This window comes from Pseudoalteromonas sp. PAR1 (genome assembly GCF_947311895.1).
In the GTDB taxonomy this organism is placed as follows: domain Bacteria; phylum Pseudomonadota; class Gammaproteobacteria; order Enterobacterales; family Alteromonadaceae; genus Pseudoalteromonas; species Pseudoalteromonas lipolytica_C.
In genome coordinates this window covers 113748-136519 of record NZ_CAMZMY010000008.1, presented here as the reverse complement: position 1 = coordinate 136519, position 22772 = coordinate 113748, and the positions used below count along the sequence as shown (strand labels likewise).

At 40.0% G+C, this 22772-nt stretch carries 24 protein-coding genes; 6 read left to right on the top strand and 18 right to left on the bottom strand.

What is annotated here, in order from left to right; all coding sequences use genetic code 11:
- Window positions 1-72: 72 nt before the first annotated feature.
- From QL229_RS08795 to ilvN, 3 genes are all read left to right on the top strand, one after another.
- Complete coding sequence (locus QL229_RS08795; RefSeq protein WP_235383435.1) at window positions 73-1047, top strand: transposase; 975 nt, start codon at window positions 73-75, stop codon at window positions 1045-1047.
- A 761-nt stretch (window positions 1048-1808) separates the two neighbouring features.
- Window positions 1809-3533, top strand: a complete 1725-nt coding sequence (locus QL229_RS08790; protein ID WP_135926386.1) for an acetolactate synthase 3 large subunit — start codon at window positions 1809-1811, stop codon at window positions 3531-3533.
- Window positions 3533-4030: an acetolactate synthase small subunit gene (ilvN, locus tag QL229_RS08785; RefSeq protein ID WP_135926385.1), complete on the top strand. Its 498-nt coding sequence runs from the start codon at window positions 3533-3535 to the stop codon at window positions 4028-4030. The genes QL229_RS08790 and ilvN overlap by 1 nt, the downstream gene beginning before the upstream one ends.
- Window positions 4031-4115: 85 nt before the next feature.
- Here ilvN and QL229_RS08780 read toward each other — a convergent pair whose 3' ends face one another.
- The 15 genes from QL229_RS08780 to QL229_RS08710 all read right to left on the bottom strand — a co-directional run bounded on the left by QL229_RS08780 (window position 4116) and on the right by QL229_RS08710 (window position 15327).
- Entirely contained in the window at window positions 4116-4391 is a 276-nt protein-coding gene (locus QL229_RS08780; RefSeq protein WP_036972004.1) for an HU family DNA-binding protein, read from the bottom strand.
- A 204-nt stretch (window positions 4392-4595) separates the two neighbouring features.
- The gene (locus tag QL229_RS08775; RefSeq protein WP_138557710.1) at window positions 4596-5129 is read right to left on the bottom strand and encodes a DUF3833 domain-containing protein; all 534 of its coding nucleotides are present in this window, start codon (window positions 5127-5129) and stop codon (window positions 4596-4598) included.
- Window positions 5122-5619 carry a chalcone isomerase family protein gene (locus QL229_RS08770; RefSeq protein ID WP_235383434.1) on the bottom strand — a complete coding sequence of 166 codons (498 nt, stop codon included), beginning with the start codon at window positions 5617-5619 and terminating at the stop codon, window positions 5122-5124. The genes QL229_RS08775 and QL229_RS08770 overlap by 8 nt, the downstream gene beginning before the upstream one ends.
- A 55-nt stretch (window positions 5620-5674) precedes the next feature.
- Window positions 5675-6169, bottom strand: coding sequence for a DUF2878 family protein (locus QL229_RS08765; protein WP_281546772.1), 495 nt, complete (start codon window positions 6167-6169; stop codon window positions 5675-5677).
- Window positions 6147-7409 (bottom strand): cyclopropane-fatty-acyl-phospholipid synthase family protein, encoded by a 1263-nt coding sequence (locus tag QL229_RS08760; RefSeq protein WP_138557712.1) that lies wholly within the window; start codon window positions 7407-7409, stop codon window positions 6147-6149. Before QL229_RS08760 ends, QL229_RS08765 begins: the two co-directional genes overlap by 23 nt.
- A gap of 13 nt (window positions 7410-7422) precedes the next feature.
- Complete coding sequence (locus QL229_RS08755; protein ID WP_138557804.1) at window positions 7423-8163, bottom strand: DUF1365 domain-containing protein; 741 nt, start codon at window positions 8161-8163, stop codon at window positions 7423-7425.
- Entirely contained in the window at window positions 8156-9412 is a 1257-nt protein-coding gene (locus QL229_RS08750; protein WP_281546771.1) for an FAD-dependent oxidoreductase, read from the bottom strand. Before QL229_RS08750 ends, QL229_RS08755 begins: the two co-directional genes overlap by 8 nt.
- Complete coding sequence (locus QL229_RS08745; RefSeq protein WP_281546770.1) at window positions 9409-10119, bottom strand: SDR family NAD(P)-dependent oxidoreductase; 711 nt, start codon at window positions 10117-10119, stop codon at window positions 9409-9411. The genes QL229_RS08750 and QL229_RS08745 overlap by 4 nt, the downstream gene beginning before the upstream one ends.
- The gene (locus QL229_RS08740; RefSeq protein WP_138557713.1) at window positions 10119-10565 is read right to left on the bottom strand and encodes a nuclear transport factor 2 family protein; all 447 of its coding nucleotides are present in this window, start codon (window positions 10563-10565) and stop codon (window positions 10119-10121) included. The genes QL229_RS08745 and QL229_RS08740 overlap by 1 nt, the downstream gene beginning before the upstream one ends.
- 1 nt (window position 10566) lies before the next feature.
- Window positions 10567-11958 carry a deoxyribodipyrimidine photo-lyase gene (gene phrB, locus QL229_RS08735; RefSeq protein WP_138557714.1) on the bottom strand — a complete coding sequence of 464 codons (1392 nt, stop codon included), beginning with the start codon at window positions 11956-11958 and terminating at the stop codon, window positions 10567-10569.
- Window positions 11958-12911 (bottom strand): DUF523 and DUF1722 domain-containing protein, encoded by a 954-nt coding sequence (locus tag QL229_RS08730; RefSeq protein WP_135926376.1) that lies wholly within the window; start codon window positions 12909-12911, stop codon window positions 11958-11960. The genes phrB and QL229_RS08730 overlap by 1 nt, the downstream gene beginning before the upstream one ends.
- 10 nt (window positions 12912-12921) lie before the next feature.
- Window positions 12922-13572: a ChrR family anti-sigma-E factor gene (locus tag QL229_RS08725; protein ID WP_135926375.1), complete on the bottom strand. Its 651-nt coding sequence runs from the start codon at window positions 13570-13572 to the stop codon at window positions 12922-12924.
- The gene (locus QL229_RS08720) at window positions 13565-14188 is read right to left on the bottom strand and encodes a sigma-70 family RNA polymerase sigma factor (RefSeq protein ID WP_135926374.1); all 624 of its coding nucleotides are present in this window, start codon (window positions 14186-14188) and stop codon (window positions 13565-13567) included. Before QL229_RS08720 ends, QL229_RS08725 begins: the two co-directional genes overlap by 8 nt.
- Window positions 14189-14250: 62 nt before the next feature.
- The gene (locus tag QL229_RS08715) at window positions 14251-14829 is read right to left on the bottom strand and encodes an LON peptidase substrate-binding domain-containing protein (protein ID WP_135926373.1); all 579 of its coding nucleotides are present in this window, start codon (window positions 14827-14829) and stop codon (window positions 14251-14253) included.
- Between the two features lie 219 nt (window positions 14830-15048).
- Window positions 15049-15327, bottom strand: coding sequence for a hypothetical protein (locus QL229_RS08710; protein WP_135926372.1), 279 nt, complete (start codon window positions 15325-15327; stop codon window positions 15049-15051).
- A 258-nt stretch (window positions 15328-15585) separates the two neighbouring features.
- On the opposite strand from QL229_RS08710, the gene QL229_RS08705 reads away from it, so the two are divergent.
- Entirely contained in the window at window positions 15586-16215 is a 630-nt protein-coding gene (locus QL229_RS08705; RefSeq protein WP_138557715.1) for a hemolysin III family protein, read from the top strand.
- Here QL229_RS08705 and QL229_RS08700 read toward each other — a convergent pair.
- Both QL229_RS08700 and QL229_RS08695 read right to left on the bottom strand, forming a co-directional pair.
- Window positions 16212-16520, bottom strand: a complete 309-nt coding sequence (locus tag QL229_RS08700) for an MGMT family protein (protein WP_235403764.1) — start codon at window positions 16518-16520, stop codon at window positions 16212-16214. The genes QL229_RS08705 and QL229_RS08700 overlap by 4 nt on opposite strands.
- Window positions 16504-17415: a LysR family transcriptional regulator gene (locus QL229_RS08695; protein ID WP_135926369.1), complete on the bottom strand. Its 912-nt coding sequence runs from the start codon at window positions 17413-17415 to the stop codon at window positions 16504-16506. Before QL229_RS08695 ends, QL229_RS08700 begins: the two co-directional genes overlap by 17 nt.
- A gap of 119 nt (window positions 17416-17534) precedes the next feature.
- Here QL229_RS08695 and QL229_RS08690 point away from each other — a divergent pair, with 119 nt between their 5' ends.
- Both QL229_RS08690 and QL229_RS08685 read left to right on the top strand, forming a co-directional pair.
- Window positions 17535-18620, top strand: a complete 1086-nt coding sequence (locus QL229_RS08690; RefSeq protein ID WP_135926368.1) for an efflux RND transporter periplasmic adaptor subunit — start codon at window positions 17535-17537, stop codon at window positions 18618-18620.
- A complete protein-coding gene (locus tag QL229_RS08685) occupies window positions 18620-21691 on the top strand; it encodes an efflux RND transporter permease subunit (RefSeq protein WP_135926367.1) in 3072 nt (1023 codons plus the stop codon). The genes QL229_RS08690 and QL229_RS08685 overlap by 1 nt, the downstream gene beginning before the upstream one ends.
- Before the next feature lie 130 nt (window positions 21692-21821).
- Here QL229_RS08685 and rluF read toward each other — a convergent pair whose 3' ends face one another.
- The gene (gene rluF, locus QL229_RS08680) at window positions 21822-22766 is read right to left on the bottom strand and encodes a 23S rRNA pseudouridine(2604) synthase RluF (RefSeq protein WP_138557717.1); all 945 of its coding nucleotides are present in this window, start codon (window positions 22764-22766) and stop codon (window positions 21822-21824) included.
- Between the last annotated feature and the right edge of the window lie 6 nt (window positions 22767-22772).

Here is a 22772-nt window from a genome sequence, read left to right as displayed (position 1 = left end):
ACCCAACTTAATAGTTCTCACTTCTCAAAATTATGACTAAACTTACATAGTTCACTCATGGAGGAGAAGAACATGGCAACCCCTCGCAGAAACTTAATTAGCGTTTCAAACACACCCTATTATCACTGTATTTCACGCTGCGTTCGTCGCGCTTTTTTGTGTGGGCATGATCCACTAACAGGCCGCTCATATGAACATAGGCGGGATTGGGTTGAAAAGAAACTACTTCAACTTGGTCGGATATTTTGTATTGATATTTGCGCCTACGCAGTAATGAGTAATCACACACATCTGGTTCTGCACATTGATATAGCAAAAGCGAAGCGTTTAAGTAATAAAGCTATTTTGATTAGGTGGCACAAGTTATTCAACAGTACATTCCTATGCCAACGCTTCTTAAATGGCGAATTACTAACACAAGCAGAGCTCTCGGCGGTTAATGACAGAGTTAATTTATATCGAGAAAGGCTAAGTAGTATTAGTTGGTTTATGCGTGTTCTAAATGAGAGCATCGCGCGAAAAGCGAATCAAGAAGATGATTGCAAAGGGCGCTTTTGGGAAGGTCGCTTTAAATCGCAAGCCTTGCTTGATGACGCAGCACTTGCAGCTTGCCTTGCTTATGTTGACTTGAACCCTGTGAGAGCAAAAGCAGCTAATTTACCAGAGCAATCAGACTACACCAGTATAAAATCACGTATTGAGTCAGCTCAAAAAGCAAAGCAACCGAAAACACTTATGCGCTTTGCAGGTAAACTACGCAAACATATGCCTAAAGGACTCCCATTTGAACTTAAAACCTATTTACAACTTATTGATTGGACTGGCCATTCTATAAGAGAAGGTAAACCTGGTGTAATCCCCCTAGATGCAGCACCTATATTAGAAAGATTAAATATCTGCTCTGATAATTGGCTTACACTTACCACTTCCTTTACCCGCTCATTTAAAAATACTGCAGGTAAAGAGCAAGCTATCACGGCTTATGCAAATAACATGAAACGAAAGCGAAGAAGCTCAATTACTAACAGCTTAGCTTTATTTGCTTAATTATAAATTAAACCTCCAGAATATAATTAATGAGCACAACCTCGTTGCAAACCTGAGGTAAGCACTCTTTACAACTAATGCTTAGCAAATTGTCCAAGAATAAACCAAATCCATCATTTTTAGTGTTAATTTGCATTTTAGTGGGCAAATATTATTCATACCTTAATATCCACACGCTCTTTTAGTTAAAGACCATATAGATTGTTAATTACGATTGAAAAATAAAACTGGGTGTCTTGTTTAGTTAAGTCGCGTATTGGCTGTAAGTAAAAGTTAAAGTGGGTGTCTTATTAAAAGAGTTTAAAAAGTGGATTTTACTAGGCTAAGTTATGCGTATCAGTGATAAGTACGCATTATCTATATGCAAAGCTCAACATTCATCACACAATCAATTTAATGCATAGTTACACCTGCAAAAACATAAAACCACACTTTAATTTGCAATAAAAACATACAAAAATGAAAATATAGAAAAATTAATGCAAAATAACACTTTTGCGGTTGACATCAGTTTCTAAAACACTTAAAAATACATCTAACATTTTTTAAACAACAGCCTTCTAGTCGGCTGTGATTTTTAGAAGAAATTAATAAACAATGAATATTAGCCGTCACCTTTTAGTCGTCAATGTACTCGTACTGGTCTTAGTAACAAGCCCAGCGGGAGTCTATTAAAAGGTGAAAGCACGCTTTTTAAAAAACCCCCGCCCTATGCGGGGGTTTTTTTATGCATTTATGCTTGCACACACAGAGGAATGAGGATGAGTACAACAGAATACAATGGATCCGAACTAGTTGTTCGGGCACTTAAAGAATTGAATGTAAAGTATATTTTTGGTTACCCTGGTGGTTCTGTACTTGATTTATACGACGCATTATTTCAGCAAGAAGATATTGAGCATATTTTAGTTCGACATGAGCAAGCCGCAACACATATGGCCGATGGCTATGCCAGAGCAACAGGTGACGTTGGTGTTGTTCTTGCCACCTCAGGTCCGGGTGCAACAAACTGTATTACGGGTATTGCAACCGCTTATATGGATTCTATTCCTATGGTGGTGCTTTCTGGGCAAGTGCCTACAGGTTTAATTGGTGACGATGCTTTCCAAGAAACAGATATTGTTGGTTGTTCTCGTCCAATCGTTAAACACAGTTACAACTGTCGCAGCGCTAAAGATATCCCTACTATTTTAGCTAAAGCATTTTACTTAGCGAGCACCGGACGCCCAGGCCCAGTTGTGGTTGAATTACCAAAGGATATGTTAAACCCTGAGCTTAAGTTTCCTTTTGAGTTTCCAAAAACAACTGAACTACGTACTTATAATCCAAATACCAAAGGTCATTCAAAACAAATTCGTAAAGCTGTCACAGCAATTTTAGAAGCGAAGAAATTAGTGATCTATTCTGGTGGCGGTATTATTTTATCAAATACCTCTGAGCAACTAACGCACTTGGTTGAATCATTAAACGCACCAATCACTAACACCTTAATGGGCCTAGGCGGTATCAGCGGCACTCACCCTAACTTTATTGGCATGTTAGGAATGCATGGTAGCCTTGAGGCAAATAAAGCCATGGCGAACGCGGATGTGATCTTAGCGCTAGGTGCACGATTTGATGATCGGGTTACGAATAACGTTAAAAAATTCTGCCCAAATGCAACCATAGTACATGTTGATGTCGATCCAACTTCAATCTCTAAAACAATTAAAGCGCATATCCCGGTTGTTGGCTGCTTAAAGACCGTACTCGAACAATTACAAGCGGCTATTGATAAGAGCTCAATATCGATAGACCGTTCTGCGCAAGAAGATTGGTGGCGACAAATCATCAGCTGGCGTGAGCAAAAATGCCTTAGCTACAGCACAGATGGCGATAAAATCAAACCACAAGCAGTTATCGAGGCAATTTACAAAGCAACCAATGGCGATGCTTACATCAGCTCTGACGTAGGCCAGCATCAAATGTTTGCAGCTCAATATTATCCATTTAAACATCCTCGCCAATGGATTAATTCTGGTGGTTTAGGCACCATGGGTTTTGGTCTACCAGCGGCAATGGGCGTTAAGCTTGCTTTTCCTGACAAAGAGTCAATCTGTGTAACTGGTGATGGTTCAATCCAAATGAACATTCAAGAGCTATCAACATGCTTACAATACAATTTAGCAGTAAAGGTTGTGTCGTTGAATAACCGCTCACTGGGCATGGTACGTCAATGGCAGGATATGATGTATTCAGGACGTCACTCATCTTCTTACATGGAATCACTTCCTGATTTCGTAAAATTAGTAGAAAGCTATGGCCATGTAGGTATTCGCGTTGATCATATTGATGAACTACAGCCTGCTATTGAAAAAGCCATGTCGATAAACGACAGACTGGTATTTTTAGATATCTGTGTTGATGAAAAAGAACATGTTTACCCAATGCAAATTAAGCTAGGGGCTGTAGATGATATGTGGTTACGTAAAGGAGTAAAAGCATAATGCGCCGTATTTTATCAATCTTATTAGAAAACGAACCTGGTTCACTATCGCGCATTGTTGGCTTATTTTCACAACGCGCTTATAACATCGACAGTTTGACTGTTGGTACAACTGACGATCATTCATTATCACGAATTACCATTACCACCATGGGTGATGATCGTATTGTTGAGCAAATCACCAAACAAGTTAATAAGCTAGTCGATGTACTAAAAATTATCGATCTAACTGAGATGGCACATATTGAGCGTGAACTGTTATTAGTTAAAGTATTCGCACAAGATGAGAATACACGTGCTGCTGTTACTCGAGTTGTTGATGTATTCCAAGGGGCTATCTTAGATATGGGCCGTCACAGCTATACTCTGCAGCTTGTAGCGAGCACAGAGAAGGTTGAATCCTTCCTTGATACATTACGTCATGAAAGTGATTTGATTGAAGTAGTTCGCTCTGGCGCGGTTGGTATTGGTCGTGGTGATAAAGCGTTAAAGGCATAAGCCTTTTTCGCCACTTCGATTCAAATATAACAAATACAAAAAAAGGGCTATAAGCCCTTTTTTCAATATAAACCTAGTTACCCAATTATGGATTAACTTGGTCTTTAAGACCTTTACCCGCTTTAAAGCTTGGGATAGTTGCTGCTGCGATTTGAATTTCTGCACCAGTTTGTGGGTTACGGCCAGTACGCGCTGCACGCTCTTTTACTGAGAAAGTACCGAAACCAACTAATGCTACTGAGTTACCTTCTTTAAGAGAATTAGTAACTGCGCCAGTGAATGCATCTAGTGCACGCGTTGCTGCCGCTTTTGAGATTTCTGCATCAGTAGCAATTTTTTCAACTAATTGAGCTTTATTCATTGTTAGATTCCTATTCGTTATTATTTTGCCTTCGCAAAACCTATCTTTATGCATTTTTGAGAAGTTAGCAACAGCAAATTGCTATTTTTACGTAATTTGTTCAAAAATGACTACTATTTAACTATCAAAAACGAGGTTAGCGACGTTAATATTAATAAAGACTTAATTTAATCAACATCGCGAAGTTTTCTGGTAATTAAACGATTACTCGATTTTCTCGATAACTAAGGTTACTTCCCCGACCTCGATGCCAAACTTATCAATAGCAGTGCGGTTTATCAAGCGTGATTGTGTTACCAAGTACATCCAATCATCGAAATTTACCACTAAAGTACTATCATCATATGGAAGCTCGACAGAATATGTCCAATGGAACACACTGCCATTACTTTCACCTTTTGCTTCGCCAATAACATCTGATGCCGTACCTGTTATACTGCCATCATCATTAATGGTGATGTACCAAACACGTGTTTGCGTTTCACCGTCATCATAAACAAATTGCTCGTCAATCACGCCTTTGTTGCCATCCCAGCTTGCTTGCATGTCGACTACCAGCTTACGAGTTAATTCGCCTTTATGGTCCTGTACTACCCCATAGGCTTTTAGCTCACCACTAAAAAACTGCTTAAAGTTAAATTCAGGTTCTGTACCTCGATAATAATCAACATCGGGCGCAGAGCAGCTGGTAATTAACATTACCATAGCTAAAATAAGGATTGCTTTGAGTTTAATCATGTTTCCCTCCAATAAGCTGTTTGCGTAGTGATGGCTCAGAAGTCTCTGCGCTTAGCCAGATTGCTAAAAAGTTATCGGCAAACTTGTCATCATTTATCTGTCCAAGTGCCTTGCCATTAAAGTAAAAGGTCCCTATTGCCTGCTCATTTGTTTGAAACGTTAATGAATCGTTTTTAGAAATATCGGGCCATAAGTCCAACAGCTGTTTGTCGTAAGCCCCTACCATTTCATCTAAGCCTAAATGCTGCCATTGCTCGTTAGTGGCTTTAACAATGTCTTTGGCTTTAAAATCACGCAAATAGGTAAGTGTTAATTTACTAGGGTGTTGACCGAATGTGTAAGTGCCGTTGGGAGTCTCAAGTTTGGCGTTATAAACATCCCAAAATAAATACTCCATTTTAGCTTGGCCAACGGTTTTAAAACCATTTGCAGCAACATCTGCCATAAACAATGAGCACATAAATGCCGCTATAGTCATACACTGTTTCATCGTCTTATCCTAAAAAACTAGTTATGCAATGTTACGTAAAACCATCACTAACTGATCATTTAGCGGCTAAAAAACGCTTATTAAAGGTAATAATGCATACAAACATCGTTGCCCAGCCTAAACCGTAATACAGCCAAAAACTTACAACAGTCAGATCCGTGCTTAATACACCAAATCGTATACCTGCATAATAGCTAGCCGGAGCAAAGGCTAAACAAACCAACCAAGCGAAATACCAAGGAAGCTTTTGCAAAAACTGCATAAACGTATTAATGGTAAGTAATAGTGCAGCCCAAAGAAAAGCGAGCCATAGAGGCAATGGAGATACTTTATAATTAATTAGCTCAAAACCACTTGCAAGCCATTCATAGCCCAGCGCAATTGGTAGACCACATGCTAAAAGCAGTATGTCTTGCTTGCGTTGCTCTGATAAAAAAAGCATTAAACAAATAATAAAAGAGGCAGGGATTACCGCATCGCGCTCAAGGAGTAAGGCACTAAACCATACTCCTTGAAACAACACGAAATTAATAATCGAGCGCAATGCCATCGTCAGAGTGTCCAAATCGCGGTTTACGGGCTACGAGGTGCACAGTGCTTATTGCACGAGTTCTAAATGCACCTTCACAATAGGCTAGGTAAAACAACCATAAACGATAAAAGCGCTGATCAAACTTAACTTTATCAATTTCAGGCCAGCTGGCAACAAAGCGCTCTCGCCAATCAGCCAATGTTCTTGCATAGTGAACACCAATATCTTTTACACTATGTACCACCATGTCAGTTTGCTGTTTAATTTGCTTATTCATTTCGTCTAAGCAAGGGAGACAACCACCCGGGAAGATATACTGCTGAATGAAGTCAGAGTTTTTCAGGTAATGACTATAACGTTGATCAGCAATGGTAATGGCTTGGATCAGCATTGCGCCGCTGTCTTTCAACAAAGAGTGACATTTGGCAAAAAAGCCTGGTAAATATTCATGCCCAACAGCTTCAATCATTTCAATAGACACGAGCTTGTCGTATTTGCCCTCTAAGAGACGGTAATCCTGCTTTAATAAGGTGATTTTATGCTCAAGATTTAGCTCTTTAACTTTTTCTTCAACATAGGCATATTGCTCATCTGAAATAGTTGTAGTCGTTACATGGCAGTCAAAATGCGTTGCCGCGTATATCGCAAAGGCGCCCCAACCTGTGCCAATCTCAATAACTGAGTCTCCTGGTTGTAGATCAACTTGCTCACAAATTAATGCCAGTTTGTGATCTTGGGCTTGTTCAAGAGTGGCTTGTTTTGAAGGGTACACGGCACATGAATACAACATTTCATCACTTAAAAACGCACTATAAAGGTCGTTACCTAAGTCATAATGCGCTGCGATATTTTTCTTAGAACCTTGAGCTGAATTTCGATTTCTAAAATGGTTTAAGCGATGAGCTATACCACTAAAAAAAGCAAATTTTTTCTCAAAAGCATCAAGCTCGTCTTGGTTTAGGGCAAATATTTCAATTAATTTAGTAAGGTTATCACAATCCCAGAAACCTAGAATGTAGGCTTCACCAGCGCCCACGCTTCCTGACAATGCAAACAATTTGTACATAGCCGCATCGTTAACTGTAACAGTGGCGTGTATATCACTGGCTGTATCACCAAATTGTGTACGGTCATTTCCTTCAATTAAAGTAATGCGACCAATTTTGATGCTATTAAATGCACCTATTACTAATTTTTTGTATAGTTTTGCCACCCAACCTGTTGCTTGAGTCTCAGTCAAATTTGATACTTTTTCCATCACATCACCTAGTTTAATTCTCTTGTTTGCCCGAATGACCAATAAATGGCACACGTTTACAAAATAGTTTCAGCGCGTGAATATAAATACCTTTGAATATACTCAACGTCATTGCTGGAAACTGCTTGAGCACCGCACTCATCCTCTCTTTATTGAGTGGATGCTTTTGTAAACGTAGCGTTGCGTCAAACAAGAGTGTGTCGTCTTTTTTATTTTCAATATGAATCATGGTGTTATCAGAATTCATTCTAATATGCCAATGATAGTTCATATCTAAGTTCATGAAAGGTGATACGGAAAAAACCTTTTTAAAGTTCACTTTTTTTTCGAGCGGCACGACATAATAATGACGTTCATTCCACGGAGTATTACTGACTTCAGCAAGCATATGCGTGAAATTACCATCATTACTTTGGTAGAAAAAAAAGTTAACAGGACTGAAATATATTCCCATACAACGAAGTTGCCCAAGCATATACACTTTAGTAAAGGTTTGCTTTACGCCTAATTCAGCTATCTTAGCAAGCGCACGTTGCTGTACTGATAGCTGCATGTTTGTCTGAAAATTAAAATAATCGCTTTGTTTAAACTTTAGAGGTTTAAAGCCTGAACAGCCCAGCCATGGGTGAATGTCATTAAGTTCTTCAGGCTGAGCTAAATCGACCCACATCATGTAAAGTGGGTATTTAAAATGATGTTTTTTAACTGCAAAACGTCGGTGTCTTACGTCACCGACATAAATGGCGCTATTCAAATTCAACCCCAAGCTGCTTTGCCACGTTGACCGCACTTCTTACACCATCTTCATGAAAGCCGTTATACCAATAAGCGCCACAGAAATAGCTATTATTTTTGCCATCGATTAATGACTTTTGCTGCTGTGCGGCAATCGATTCTTTATTAAATACCGGATGGTGGTAGGTAAACTCGCGTAAAATTTTATCTTTATTGATACCGTCAAGGTGGTTGAGGGTTACACAAAATTGCGTGTCGCTTTGAATACCTTGCAGAATATTCATTTGATAAGTCACAACAGCCGCTTTGTCTGTGTTGTTATTCAACAAGTAGTTCCAGCTAGCCCAAGCTGCCTTGCGTTTTGGCAACAACGCTGTATCAGTATGTAAAACCACTGAATTAGCAGTATAAGGAATGGCTGAAAGTACATTCTTTTCGTCTTCACTTGGGTCAAGTAATAACTTTAAAGCCTGATCAGAATGGCAAGCAAATACCACTTTGTCGAATATTTCGCTATGACCATCATCAAAATGAACGTGAACACTGTCATCTTTTCGAGATACCGAGCTGATATTGCTATTTAAACGAATTTTATCAGCAAAGCCTTGGATCATGGGTTTAATGTATTCGCGAGAGCCACCCGGAATAACATACCACTGCGGACGATTAGTGATATCCAGCAAACCGTGGTTATAAAAGAACTTAACAAAAAACTCTACGCCAACTTGTGCCATTTCTTTAATACTGGTTGACCAAATAGCAGCGCCCATCGGCAAAATATAATGAAATCGAAAGAACTCGTTAAAGTCATGCTCATCCAAAAATTCGCCTAATGTTTGATTGGCCTTGTAGTTTTGTTGTGCATGCAATGATTTACACACTTCATTGAAGCGCACTATGTCTTTTAAGAGTTTCCAAAACTTAGGACGAAAGATATTACGCTTTTGAGCGAACAAGCTCCAAAATGTATGACCGTTATATTCAAAGTTCGTTTGCTCGTTATGCACACTAAAACTCATTTGAGTTTTCTGACGCTCGACACCCAAACGCTTAAGTAATTTTTCAAAATATGGGTAAGTGCGGTCGTTAAATACAATAAAACCTGTGTCTACAGCGTATTCAACGCCATCAACCTTTACGTCAATGGTTGCAGTATGGCCTCCTATGTAGTCGTTTTTCTCAAATACGGTTACATCGTAGTGCTTATGCAATAGGTGCGCACAGCTTAAACCCGCTATGCCAGATCCAATAACAGCCACTTTTTTCAACGTGATAATCCTTTTGCAAGCTTCAGCCAAAGTAGCGTAGGAAGCATTCTTAAAAATTTCAAAATGAAGGTAAAACGGTGCGGAAAGTGCACTTCTTTGCGCCTTTTCGCGACCCCTTTATAAATATAATTTGCCGCTTTTTCAGCACTCACCGCCATTGGCATTGGAAAGTCGTTTTTATCAGTCAGCGGCGTTTTAACAAAACCAGGGTGAACTAAAGTCACATCAACATCTTTTAAATCAACCGCTAAGCTATTAGCTAAATAACTTACACCGGCTTTAGACGCGCCATAAGCCTGGCTGCGCGGTAGCGGTAAGTAAGTCACACTAGAGCTTACAATCACCAGCTGACCACCGGGTTTTATCTTTGGTAGTAATGCCTCAAGGCAATAGCCCATACTGAGTAGATTAGTGGTGATCACACGTTCGAACAAACTGCTATCAAAATTACGAGCATCATCAATATATTCACAATTGCCTGCATTTAGAATGACACGATCGAATTGTGTATAGGCGACTGTGCTCGAACGTATATCCTGAAGGTCTGTTGCATCAAATTGGCAAGACTCAATGTTTTGATGTTGGCTCAATTTAGCAAGCTTTTCTGTGTTCCTGCCACATGCAATCACATGCTCATTATTGTCTGCGTATAGCTTTGCTAATGACTCGCCAATACCGGAAGTTGCGCCTGTAATTAATGTTGTCATTATGCACTCGCCCTTTTATCAATAAATTTAACAGCCGAGCCAAGTACAGGGATATGCCTGTATAGCATAGCGCCTACGTCAAAATAATCGCGATGATTAATTATTTTATCACCAGCAAACTTTAAACGGCTATGACCTGCAACCGAGATTGCTTGCCCTTTATTGAGCTTGGGATGACGGTATTGCATGGTCCAATAGATAAAGGCGGTATCATCTTTGCACTGAGTATTTTCAGTAACATAGCTGTCTTCAATAACAAATTCACAAGATATAACGTTAGCATAGAGGTTTTTGAAATACTCACGTAGCTCGCCAAGACCATTTACCGCATGCAAGGGATCTGCAAAGTGAATATCTGGATGATAGATTTCATCCAGTAGCTGTAAATTGTCTTTATTGAGTGTTTGATAAACATCAATAAATCTATCAAGGATCGCCTTGTCCATGTCACACCTTAAATGCGTTTAGCGCTCGCTCTCGCGCGGCTTTATGATCAACAATTGCTGGCCAATAACTGCTCGACTTACCCTGTTTCGCTAAATAATCATGCGGAAAATGGATTTGCTTTGCAGGTATTTTTTCCAACTCTGGTAGATATTTACGGATAAATTCACCATCTGGATCAAATCGCTCACTTTGGGTGATTGGATTGAAAATTCGAAAATACGGCTGAGCATCACATCCCGTACTTGCAGCCCATTGCCAGCCACCGTTGTTAGAGGCAAGGTCGCCGTCTATAAGGTGCTGCATAAAAAAGCGCTCGCCTTTACGCCAATCAATTAATAAGTGCTTAGTTAAAAAGCTTGCGACCACCATGCGCAAACGATTATGCATCCAACCAGTTTGCAGTAACTGCCTCATTGCAGCATCAACTAGTGGGTAGCCTGTTTTACCTTCGCACCACGCTTTAAAGTCGCTCTCATCATCACGCCATTTCACAGCGTTGTATTTATCATTGAAGTTAGCGTATTTACTTAGGTTTGGATAAATAGCAATAAGGTGACGGTAAAACTCACGCCAAATCAACTCGTTAACCCAACAAAACAAGTTACTTTTGCTGCTACGTAGTACATCAGGATGGCGCTGCTGAATAAGTGCCAATAATTGCTGAACGCTAACAATACCCAAGGCTAAATATGGGCTTAATCCCGAAGTGCCTTTAATGCTTGGGATATCACGCTGGTCTTGATAGGTTGCTAGCTTTTCTTCAATAAAGCGCGCGCAAACGTGGCTGAGGGTATCATCATCAACAGGCCATTTTTCTGAGCTGCCGTCTGAGTCTAATAACTCATTTGGCTGCCATTCAATGGCCTCGAACATCTTAGGCGGCTCAGCAAAATAAAAGTGGGTGTCTTGATAAACTTTTAGCCATGCATTTTTAAATGGCGTGAATACTTTGAACATTTCGCCGCTTTGATTTTTGATGCTTCCAGGTGGCGCAATTACATCGCCGTCGTATGCATAAAAAGCAATATTTTTACTGTCAGCATGCTGTAAAAACGCTTTATCACGGTTTACTTCGTTAAGCTCATATTCGTTGTTAGCGTATACATTTTTTACCTGATGTTGCTCACAAAATGACGCTAATTTTTCAACGCACCCATCGTAATCAACCGCATCAATGACATATAATTTAATACCTTTACTGGCTAAAAGCTCACCTAAAAAGCCAAGCCTACGCTTTAGTAAATCAAGCTGTATAGTTGCCACATCATGTTTTTGCCATTGCTTTTCAGTAATAAAAAAAACTGCATTCTCGCAACCATTTTCGATTGCCTGATATAGTGCATCGTTATTAAAAAGGCGCAAATCGCGCCTAAACCAAAATAAAGTGTTCATTAAATTCCGTAGCGTAGTTTTAATTCGTTCGGATAGGGGTCTAGATAAACTTGTTTCGCCAAGTATTCATTTGGGTGAACTTTTAAATGATGCTTAATTAATGTCAGTGGAACATAAAGTGGTACGAGACCTTTACGGTATTCGTCAATTGCATCTCTTAGTTCTTGCTTTTCTATTTTAGAAAGTGACTTTTTGAAATAACCCTGTAAATGCATCAAGGTATTTGCATTGTTTTTGCGAGAAGCTGGTTTTTTGAGGGCTGTCATTAACCCTAGAATATATTCATCTGCCAAGGCTTGGATATCTTCACCATCAAAGGTGCCCAGTAAATTCCCTAAACTACGGTAAGCTTCGTAATTATGTGCCATCAATAAATACTTATATTGAGCATGGAACTGGGTCAGTCTATGAACTGTGAGTGGCTGCTCACATAGTGTTTGCCAATGCTTGTAGGTGTAAACGCGCATAACAAAGTTTTCGCGAAGATGCATATCGTTTAAACGACCGTTTTCTTCACAAGGCAACAATGGATTGTGCGCCATTATTTGCTCTGCAAAAAAGCCGACACCTTCTGAGGTGTTACCTGTACCCGCTTCGTTGTAGATTTTAATACGTTCCATACCGCAACTAGGGCTTTTGGCACAAAACACAAAGCCGCTTAACTCAGCGGTTTGCTCTGTTGCCACTCGTTTACCATATTCTGTTAGTTTAGGGCCAACATCGCCAGTACCATCAGGACGGCACACTTTAATGGTGTCGCCAACTCGCACTTGGCGAATCGTTGGTCTAGGGATTGGCAACCCTACCGCTACTTCAGGGCAAAACTTTTTATACTCAACATGGTTAGCCAACTCATCCATGCAAAAATTAGATTTTTTGTGTCCACTGTCAAAGCGAACTTTGTCGCCTGCTAAACAGGCGCTTAAACCAATTTTAATTGTCGATTGCTGCATATAAACTCTACTAATAGATTAGATTACCAATTGGATTTAGTAATTTACTAATACCTTTATTGAAGTGTAGGGCACTACTAACAACTGTAAAGCACAAGCACCCTTCAATTGTTTTTGGCGTGTGATTGTGGCGACCATCTAACATCATAAAGTCACCTGGTACATAGTGTCCGTCTTCATCACTAAACTCACCATCTAATAATAAAGTTAGCTCAAACCCCGTATGCGTGTGCTCAGGTATTTCACCACCCGCATCAATGTGCAATAGACTTGCTCGTAATGGGCCGTCGTCTAAATCAATGCGAGAGCGGGCAAGTTTACCTATTTGCATAAAGTTACTGTGACCAATACGCGTAAGTGCTCTAGGTAATGTGTAGGTTTTATCTTTAACATCAACCGATACCTGTGCTTGCTCGTATACCTCATCGATTGACTCGTCAGCTATGATGGCATCAAAAAGAGTTTTATCGAACATATCATCCATATCATTAGCAGATTCGATAAATATGTCGTCAGCATTTTTTGCCTCAAGCGCGGCTAACTCTTTTTGGCACACAGGACACATTTCAACATGAATAGCGACTGCAACACTCAAAGTGGCAGGTAAATTACCTTCACTGAACTTGGCAAGTAATTCGTTGCTAGGATGGTGCTTAATCATGGTGGTCTCCCATTTCATTGCGTAACTTCTGCAAGGCTAAGCGAAGACGGGACTTCACTGTGCCTACGGGAATATTTAAATGCTCAGCAAGTTGCTCTTGCGACATATCTTGAAAGTAAACGCCACGCACGACTTCACGTTGTGCAAGTGGTAATTTATCAAGGTATTGTTTAATTTGTTTATCTTCTAAGTGGTCACTAAATTCGTGTTGACCCGGCTGGGCTTCATCAATTAGAGGCCAAATATCTTCACTAATACACTCTTCTTTACTGCTCTTCATTTTTCTGAGCATGTCGAAAGATGCGTTACGCATCACGGTATAAACCCATGTCGTCGCCGCCCCTTTCTCTTTATGGTAAAGATGTGCTTTACGCCAAACTGAGGTTAACGTTTCTTGAACTAATTCCATTGCTTGTGCTTCAGAGCCGAATTGCTTTATCCCAAAACGTTTAATTTTTGGTGAGAAATATTGGAAAAGTATTGCAAACGCACGTTTATCACGGTGCGTAGCAACAGCAAATAATGCATCAGCAAGCTCTTTGCTTGGTGTATCTGGCATGGCAGAGTATTGACCTGTGTTAGGTTTACAACCTGTTTGAAGTTGTTGACTTACCATCTTTATGTCATCCAATTATTGTCGTTTGTAGTAATACGCCAAAAAGTTGATGTTAGATCACATTAATCAGTAAATTCGTTGTTAATTAGAGTATGGAGGAAACTTAGCAAGTTTTCAAAGCTAGATTTATAAGCAAGTTGTTGTTTTTTAACTAACGATATAGGCAGGATCTCTAGCCAACGAGCAGCGACCCAAGCAAGGTTATCAAATTGTGGAGTTTTATATAGACCCGCTAAGTCAGGCTGATTTGCAAACACAGCACGAAGTGTGTCACTTAGTAAGGTGTTTTCGTCATTAATTGGCGTGCTTACATACCACGAAGGTGACGTAGTTATTTCGATGTCAGCATGGCGTAGCTGCTGCTTATCCTGACTAGCGTTGTGAATAGAAACCGCATGTTCAGCATAAACATCAATTAATAGTTGGCCATTATCATCTTGATTGAAATCGGTTATTTGCATTAAACAACCTATCTCGGGCAAGTTAAGATCTGTGTCGTGTTGGTAAGTGCAAAGCACAAAACCTGTATTATCTTGCACAGCTTCTTTGACCATTGTTAAATAACGTTGCTCAAAGATTCTTAGCTTGGTGAACCCTTCAGGTAAAATAAAAACCGGTAAAGGAAAAATCGCACGCTTCATAAAGTCTACTATTCTAAAACCACATGCCTTTAATTACGTGCGCTTTCTATCCGCCGATCAATATTTCATGAAATCTTAATATCTACTTGTACTTTAGAAGTTGAACCATTGCGCAACGTTACGAAATAATTCGATTGATGCATATGCACTGAGTAAACTCAAAACCGGTGCAACCATAAGTAAAAATAAGCTGATTTCACTACTCATTGTCTTGTTTCCTTACTGCTTGTTTGTTGCTTTAGGAGCTTGAGCAACTTTTAACTCTTCTTCTTTCGAAGCAATTGCATCTTCACTCATGTATGTATCTAGTAACTTTTGAGCATCAAACTCAATGCTGTTCATTACGCTTTGTTTCAATTCGTTACTTGCTTGTTGAACATAGCTTTTAACAGATTGTGTAATTGTGTTGCTGATATCTAATTCAAAGTCAGTAGCACTTGCTTGAGTTGACGCAAATACAAGTAACGCAGCAGTAGTTAATTTAAGTGAGTTATTCATAGTGGTATTCCTTGTCTCTTTAAGTAATTAGTCGTAATTACTTAATCAAAGGTTGTGCCACCCTGAAAATAAACTTTAAGTTATTGATTTTAAACCATTTAAAAATATATTTATTTTTTAACCCCATTCAGTGTTAGTTAATAAAACCAACCAATTTAGATATTTTGACCAATATTTAGTGAAAAAATAAGCACTGCCAACTTCAGCGTACACTTGTACACTGAAACTGTTTTAATCACTCATTTTTAGTAGATAGATATGACAGAACAACTCCCCTACTCACGCCAAGAAGAACAACTTAACGTGCTTACTCACGGCATGGGAGTCCTGTTTGCGGTATATGTACTGTGGGATTTAATATCACAATCTAACGTTATATCAGCTACGGTAAGTGCCATCGTCTATGGAGCAAGCCTACTAGTATTATTTTTAGCTTCTACTTTGTATCACGCAAGCACCAAGGAGCGCATACGGGCCATTTATAAAAAATGTGACCACTGTGCGATTTACTTGCTTATTGCAGGTACCTACACGCCTTATTTGGTTATTTCGTTATCAGGGGCATGGTCAATTGCAGCTTTGGTGTTTATTTGGTCTTTAGCACTTGGCGGCGTTGCGTATAAATTACTAGTCAAAAACACCAATAAAAAGGTCTCACTCGCTACCTATTTATTAATGGGCTGGTTTGCATTAGCACTTGTTTATCCACTTTATTTGAACCTTGATTTGAGCGCTTTATGGTGGCTGCTAGCTGGCGGGATTGCCTACAGTTTAGGCACTGTATTTTATAGCGCTAAAACCCGCCATTACAGCCATGCAATTTGGCATGTATTTGTGCTGGTTGGCTGTGTTTGCCATTACTTATCAATTAGTTTGTATGTTTATTAGTCCCATTGATGCAGGCGCATATTAATTTTAGCCTTATTAAAAGTAACACCTTCACTGAGTAGTTTTTGTCGTTGCTCAAAGTGTTTATTGCTACCTTCTGGAAACGATATTTTACCTTGGCTATTAACCACCCGATGCCATGGAATGCTTGAGCCCTCGGGCATCACTTTTAATAACCGCCCCACTAGTCTTGAATTATTAGGGTATCCCGCAAGCTTTGCAACTTGCCCATAACTGGCTACTTTTCCCGCTGGAATGGCGCAAATAATAGTATAAATTAAATCTTCTTTAGTTGCCTGCTGCACGACTAGACTCCAAATACTGTTTGCTGACTTCGCTAAAATCTTGCCAAATTGCTCTCGCAACAGGGCCATGATGGACAGAGTGCTGCCTAAAAACACGTATTTCAGCGCCAAACTGGTGTTCACGGTCAGTAATTTTTATTTGCTGCAACAAACCGGCTTCAATCTCAGCTTGGCAATGTTGCAAACTAATCATCGCCCAACCCGCACCAGACAGTAAAAACGACTTTACACTGGTTATATCGTCAATTTTCATTAATGCAGAGCCCAATGTATAAGACAACCTATCACTATCGAAACTCAAGTCACTCTCAAACATAGCCAAGCATGGGTAATTTTGAATATCAGCAAAGCTAATTTTACTAGGTACCACATTAGGTGCGCTGACTATACCGATATCAAATTTACCTATAGGCAAACTTTCAAGATCCCCTGTTGCATGGAACAGGTCAAACCAAGGCCCAATCCCTAAGTCCGCTTGATGACTGTTTACTTGTTCAAGGGATACAAAGCGTTTACCTGAAGAAATACTAAACTCAGTACTAGCAAAACGTTGGAAGGTTTCACTTATGACTTGATTGTAACTAGGTTGGTGGCAAAGTTGCTCGTAGCAAATTTTATAATTAGCTTCATTTCCTAGCGCCAACTCTTTAGCAAGCGAGCTCAGTTCACTGTTTGCGTTAAGTAACTGACGTGCCTCACGATAAAAAATACGGCCTTTTTCAGTAAGATGTAAGCGATACTGGCTACGGTCTAAAAGCTCAAACCCCAGCTCAGATTCGAGTTTTTTTATCGCCAGTGTTAGTGCAGGTTGGGTTTTATGAAGTTTTATAGCGGCTTGGCTCAAACTAGCACTCTGTACAATTGCATCTAAAATAACGAGTTGATTTAGGTTCATGATATAAAAACCACTACATAAATAAAATTAATGATGTTTCTAAAATTTAATAATTTTTATTTTATATGTTTGCAGCGTATCCTGCAGCTAATTTATGCATCATATCTATGGAGAAGACAATGAAATTGGCATTCGTTGCGATAACTACGAGCCTAATTTTGATGCTTGCGGCATGTTCTGAGCAGGCATCTAATACTGAGGTTGAGCCAGTTGTGCGCCCGGTAAAATTATTCACTATAAGTAATCTTTCAGATGAAACTATACGTAGTTTTCCAGCTGAAGTTGTTGCTAACCAAGGTTCATATCTCGCCTTTAGAGTGAATGGTGAGTTACTTGAGTTCCCAGCGCTTGCCGGTCAGCATGTTGAAAAAGGACAACTGCTTGCCAAACTCGACCCTGAAGACTTTCAACTACAATATGATGAGCGCAAAGCGCGCTTTGAACTCGCAGAGTCTCAACTTGAACGTGTACAAAAGCTTTTTGACCGTTCAATCGCCAGTCAATCTGAGTTAGACCAAGCCCTTGCTAACAAGCAAGTAGCAGAATCAGCATTAAAGATAGCCAAAACGAATTTAGATAACAGTGAATTACGTGCGCCGTTTGCAGGCACTGTAGCAAAGGTGTTTGTTAAAAACTTTGAGAACATTCAAGCCAAGCAGAATATTTTACGACTTGAAACCCGTGATTTAATGGATGTTGTTATTCAAGTCCCAGAAAAACTCATTGCACGCATCGATAAAGATGTTGAATATCAACCTGATGTTGTCTTTGATGGCTATCCTAACAAATCGTATAAACTGTCTGTGAAAGAATTTGATACTCAAGCAGATCCAATCACCCTAACCTATAAAGTGGTATTTTCTTTACCGGTTCCTAAAGATTTTAATCTACTTGAAGGTATGACTGGCCGCGTTGATATTGATTTAAGCAAGATCACCAACTCACAATCACCCTATACATTATTACCTGTAGAAGCTGTTTTCTCTGAGCCAACCGAGCCTGAAAGTAACAATAGTTATGTATGGATTTATGACGAAGAAAGTGGCCTTGTCCATAAGCAAGCTGTAGAAGTAGGACAGCTACATCGTGATAGCATTGAAGTATTATCGGGTATCAAAGCAGGACAAAAAATAGTCGCTGCAGGGGTTAACTTTTTAGAAGAAGGCATGAAAGTTCGTCCTTGGCAAAAAGAGCGAGGCTTATAATGAGCTTTGCTGCACTTGCTATCGAAAGGAAAGTGGTAAGTTGGATGTTTGCGCTGTTTTTGCTTATTGGCGGAACAGTGGCTTACTTTGGCTTAGGACAACTTGAAGACCCTGAATTCACCTTAAAAAAAGCCATGGTGATCACCCTGTATCCAGGTGCGTCGCCACAACAGGTTGAAGAAGAAGTTACATTTCCCATAGAGAATGCGATTCAACAACTGCCGTATGTTGATTACGTGACCAGTATTTCATCACCGGGTAAATCGCAAATTACCGTCGAGATGAAAAGCAATTATCGTAAACAAGACTTACGCCAAATATGGGACGAACTGCGTCGTAAAATCAACGACCAAGCAGCCTCAATGCCATCTGGGGTTTATCCGAGTAAAATTATGGATGACTTTGGTGATGTATACGGTGTGATGTACGCGGTAACTGGCGATGGTTACTCTTACGATGAACTGAAAGATTACGTTGATTATTTAAAACGTGAGCTTGTGTTGGTTGATGGCGTTAGTAAAGTAACTGTTGGTGGCGAGCAACAAGCACAGGTTATGGTTGAAATTTCAACCCGTAAACTTGCCCAGCTAGGTATTTCACCCAACCGCATTTATCAACTTTTACAAACTCAAAATAGTGTGTCGAACGCAGGTAAGGTGCGCGTCGGCGATGAGTCAATTCGCTTACACCCTACAGGTGAATTCAAAGACGTTAAAGAGCTTGAAAATCTTCTTATTTCAAAGCCAGGTGAAAATGAACTTATTTATTTAGGTGATGTTGCTAAGGTATTTCGTGAATACGCTGAAGTACCAAACAATATTATTCGCTATAACCAACAGCAAGCATTACTGGTAGGTGTGTCGTTTAGCACAGGCGTAAACGTCGTTGATGTAGGGGCAAATATTGATGCTCATTTAGCGTCACTCGAATACCAGCGACCGCATGGTATGGAAATCAACAGCGTTTATAACCAACCAGCCGAAGTTGAGAAGTCAGTAAGTGGATTTATTATCAGCCTGCTTGAAGCGGTTGCCATTGTTATTATTGTACTTTTAGTTTTTATGGGCTTTAAAAGTGGCGTATTGATTGGTGTAATACTTCTGCTTACCGTATTAGGCACTTTTATTTTCATGAAATTGTTTGCCATAGATTTACAACGTATCTCATTAGGCGCCCTGATTATTGCCTTAGGTATGCTGGTTGATAATGCCATTGTTGTAACCGAAGGTATATTGATAAACCTCAAGCGCGGACAAACAAAACTGCAAGCTGCAACTAACATAGTTGATCAAACCAAGTGGCCGTTACTCGGTGCGACGGTTATCGCTATTACGGCATTTGCGCCAATTGGTTTGAGTTCAGATGCCAGTGGTGAATTTGCTGGCAGCTTGTTCTGGGTGTTGTTTATTTCATTATTATTAAGCTGGATCACAGCTATCACCCTAACGCCATTTTTTGCTGATTTAATGTTTAAACAAGCAACTGAAAAACAGCCACATCATGATGAAGACCCTTATCAAGGTGTTATTTTTAATGTCTATAAAGGCGTGTTACATGCGGCAATGCGTTATCGTAAAACCACATTGTTACTAATGGTTATCATGCTAGTGAGTGCTGTGTTTGGTTTTAAATTTATCAAGCAGTCGTTTTTCCCAGCATCAAATACACCAATGTTTTATGTTGATTATTGGCATACACAAGGTGCTGATATTCATACCACAATGGATGGCGTCGCAAAACTTGAAAAATTCTTACAAGCAGACCCTCTTGTAGAAGAAGTAACAACGACAGTCGGCCAAGGTGCGCCTCGCTTTATGCTGACTTACGCACCTGAAAAATCATACCCAGCTTATGGGCAATTGATTATTCGTGTAAAAGACCGTGAAGCCGTCACCACTATGATCAAAAAAGTACGTGATTACCAACACGAGCATGTACTTGATGCTCAGCTTAAAGTTAAACGTATGGAAATTGGCCCATCAACTGATGCAAAAATCGAAGCGCGTTTTTCTGGTGCTGATCCCGTGGTACTTCGCCAGTTAGCAAAAGAGGCAAAAGACATTCTGCATCAAGATGCAGGAGCATTTAACATTCGTGACGATTGGCGAGCACGCTCTAAGTTAATTCGTCCTCAGTTTAACGAGCAAAAAGCCCGTCGCTTAGGGATTGCCAAATCTGACCTCGATCAGCTGCTGTTAACCAGCTTATCAGGTAAGCAAGTGGGTGTTTATAAAGATGGCACGCAAATGCTGCCCATTATTGCCCGCTCGCCTGCAGAAGAGCGCTTAAACGTTGAAAGCCTGCGTGACTTACAAATATACAGCCCTGTGTTAGGTGTGTTTGTACCCGTTACACAAGTGGTTGATGACTTTGTGGTTGAGTGGGAAGACAGCTTGATCATGCGACGTGATCGTAAGCGTACTATCACAGTGATGGCCGACCACGATGTTATTGGTGATGAAACACCAGCAAAGCTCTTTGCACGTGTTCGCAAAGATATAGAAGCCATTAAACTTCCTAATGGCTATGAACTGCAATGGGGCGGCGAGTTTGAGTCGTCAAGCAAAGCACAAAAAGCCATTTTCGGTTCATTGCCACTTGGTTATTTAGCCATGTTCGCAATCACAGTGCTGCTGTTTAACTCTGTTAAGCAACCATTAGTAATATGGGCGACGGTGCCGTTAGCAATCATTGGTGTATCGGCAGGTTTATTACTAATGAATGCAGCATTTAGCTTTATGGCACTGCTTGGCTTACTTAGTTTAAGCGGCATGCTCATCAAAAACGGCATTGTGTTAGTTGACCAAATTAACCTTGAACTCGATAGCGGGAAAGACCCTTATAAAGCGGTATTCGATTCTGGTGTAAGCCGTGTTCGCCCTGTAGCGATGGCTGCGATTACCACCATTTTAGGCATGATCCCACTGCTATTTGACGTGTTCTTCCAGTCAATGGCGGTAACCATTATGTTTGGCCTTGGTTTTGCCACAGTGCTGACCCTGATTGTTGTGCCTGTGCTTTATACCATGCTGTTTAAGATCAAAGTACCTAAACAGCGTCACGCTAATTAATACAGATTGACTCTCAACCAAAAGCCCTAACAGCAAACTGTTAGGGCTTTTTCTTTATTAGAATAACTGGTAACTAAAACCACCACAGCTTAAAAAGCTATTCAAACACTACAATTTTAAAAGCTCAAGCTTACTTTTTCAGGCTTAATGTACCTGTGCGTTTGGTGCTGCTACGTTTCGTTTGATTTGGTTTTGCTGAGTGCGAATTGCCAGCCTTTGCTCTTGATTGACCTTGTTTGGCATCATTATGTGCTTTTTTCACGTATTTAGAAAAATCGCGCTTTTTTTCTTCTTCATTGCGTGGTTTTTGCTTGGCACGGGCTTGGGTTGGCTGTTTATTTTCATCAATTGAGCGCTCTTCTGTTTTACCTGAGTCGGCAATTGAGTTATTGATCTCTGCCATTTCTTGCTCGGTTAAATGACGCCACTGCCCTACTTTTAAGCCTTTTAGGGTAACGTTCATGATACGTGTGCGTTTAAGAGTCACCACTTCATAACCTAAATATTCACACATGCGGCGAATTTGGCGGTTTAAGCCTTGTGTTAGCACAATGGTAAATTGCTGTGGGCCAGTTTGTTTTACCTTACACTTTTTAGTAACAGTATCAAGAATAGGAATACCGTTTGCCATCTTGTTAACAAACTGGCGGTTTAGCGGTTTATCAACTGTCACTACGTATTCTTTTTCATGATTATTACCAGCACGCAGGATTTTATTAACGATGTCGCCTTCGTTGGTTAAAAAAATCAAGCCTTCTGAAGGCCTATCTAAGCGTCCGATTGGGAAAATACGCTCTGGGTAGTTAACCGCTTTAACAATGTTACTTTGAATTTTTCGCTCAGTTGTACAAGTAATACCAACAGGTTTGTTATAGGCGATATAAACTCGTTTAGGTTTTGCTTTTAATGGCTGACCATCAATCAGAACGTCATCATCATTGCTGACTTTTACGCCCATTTCAGGCAAGTTGCCGTTAACAGTTACACGACCTTCTTCAATATATTTATCTGCCTCACGGCGTGAACAAAAACCTGTTTCACTGATAAATTTATTTAATCGCTTTAACTCTGTCATGGCATA

Excerpts from the sequence above, each read along its gene's own strand:
- QL229_RS08715 (WP_135926373.1), bottom strand. The coding sequence starts at position 14,829 with ATGAAGCGTGCGATTTTTCCTTTACCGGTTTTTATTTTACCTGAAGGG.
- QL229_RS08710 (WP_135926372.1), bottom strand. The coding sequence starts at position 15,327 with ATGAATAACTCACTTAAATTAACTACTGCTGCGTTACTTGTATTTGCG.
- QL229_RS08760 (WP_138557712.1), bottom strand. The coding sequence starts at position 7,409 with ATGGAAAAAGTATCAAATTTGACTGAGACTCAAGCAACAGGTTGGGTG.
- QL229_RS08780 (WP_036972004.1), bottom strand. The coding sequence starts at position 4,391 with ATGAATAAAGCTCAATTAGTTGAAAAAATTGCTACTGATGCAGAAATC.
- QL229_RS08745 (WP_281546770.1), bottom strand. The coding sequence starts at position 10,119 with ATGACAACATTAATTACAGGCGCAACTTCCGGTATTGGCGAGTCATTA.
- QL229_RS08770 (WP_235383434.1), bottom strand. The coding sequence starts at position 5,619 with ATGAAACAGTGTATGACTATAGCGGCATTTATGTGCTCATTGTTTATG.
- QL229_RS08685 (WP_135926367.1), top strand. The coding sequence starts at position 18,620 with ATGAGCTTTGCTGCACTTGCTATCGAAAGGAAAGTGGTAAGTTGGATG.
- QL229_RS08720 (WP_135926374.1), bottom strand. The coding sequence starts at position 14,188 with ATGGTAAGTCAACAACTTCAAACAGGTTGTAAACCTAACACAGGTCAA.
- QL229_RS08705 (WP_138557715.1), top strand. The coding sequence starts at position 15,586 with ATGACAGAACAACTCCCCTACTCACGCCAAGAAGAACAACTTAACGTG.
- QL229_RS08730 (WP_135926376.1), bottom strand. The coding sequence starts at position 12,911 with ATGCAGCAATCGACAATTAAAATTGGTTTAAGCGCCTGTTTAGCAGGC.
- QL229_RS08695 (WP_135926369.1), bottom strand. The coding sequence starts at position 17,415 with ATGAACCTAAATCAACTCGTTATTTTAGATGCAATTGTACAGAGTGCT.
- QL229_RS08740 (WP_138557713.1), bottom strand. The coding sequence starts at position 10,565 with ATGGACAAGGCGATCCTTGATAGATTTATTGATGTTTATCAAACACTC.
- QL229_RS08765 (WP_281546772.1), bottom strand. The coding sequence starts at position 6,169 with ATGGCATTGCGCTCGATTATTAATTTCGTGTTGTTTCAAGGAGTATGG.
- QL229_RS08775 (WP_138557710.1), bottom strand. The coding sequence starts at position 5,129 with ATGATTAAACTCAAAGCAATCCTTATTTTAGCTATGGTAATGTTAATT.
- ilvN (WP_135926385.1), top strand. The coding sequence starts at position 3,533 with ATGCGCCGTATTTTATCAATCTTATTAGAAAACGAACCTGGTTCACTA.
- QL229_RS08690 (WP_135926368.1), top strand. The coding sequence starts at position 17,535 with ATGAAATTGGCATTCGTTGCGATAACTACGAGCCTAATTTTGATGCTT.
- QL229_RS08725 (WP_135926375.1), bottom strand. The coding sequence starts at position 13,572 with ATGATTAAGCACCATCCTAGCAACGAATTACTTGCCAAGTTCAGTGAA.
- QL229_RS08790 (WP_135926386.1), top strand. The coding sequence starts at position 1,809 with ATGAGTACAACAGAATACAATGGATCCGAACTAGTTGTTCGGGCACTT.
- QL229_RS08795 (WP_235383435.1), top strand. The coding sequence starts at position 73 with ATGGCAACCCCTCGCAGAAACTTAATTAGCGTTTCAAACACACCCTAT.
- phrB (WP_138557714.1), bottom strand. The coding sequence starts at position 11,958 with ATGAACACTTTATTTTGGTTTAGGCGCGATTTGCGCCTTTTTAATAAC.
- rluF (WP_138557717.1), bottom strand. The coding sequence starts at position 22,766 with ATGACAGAGTTAAAGCGATTAAATAAATTTATCAGTGAAACAGGTTTT.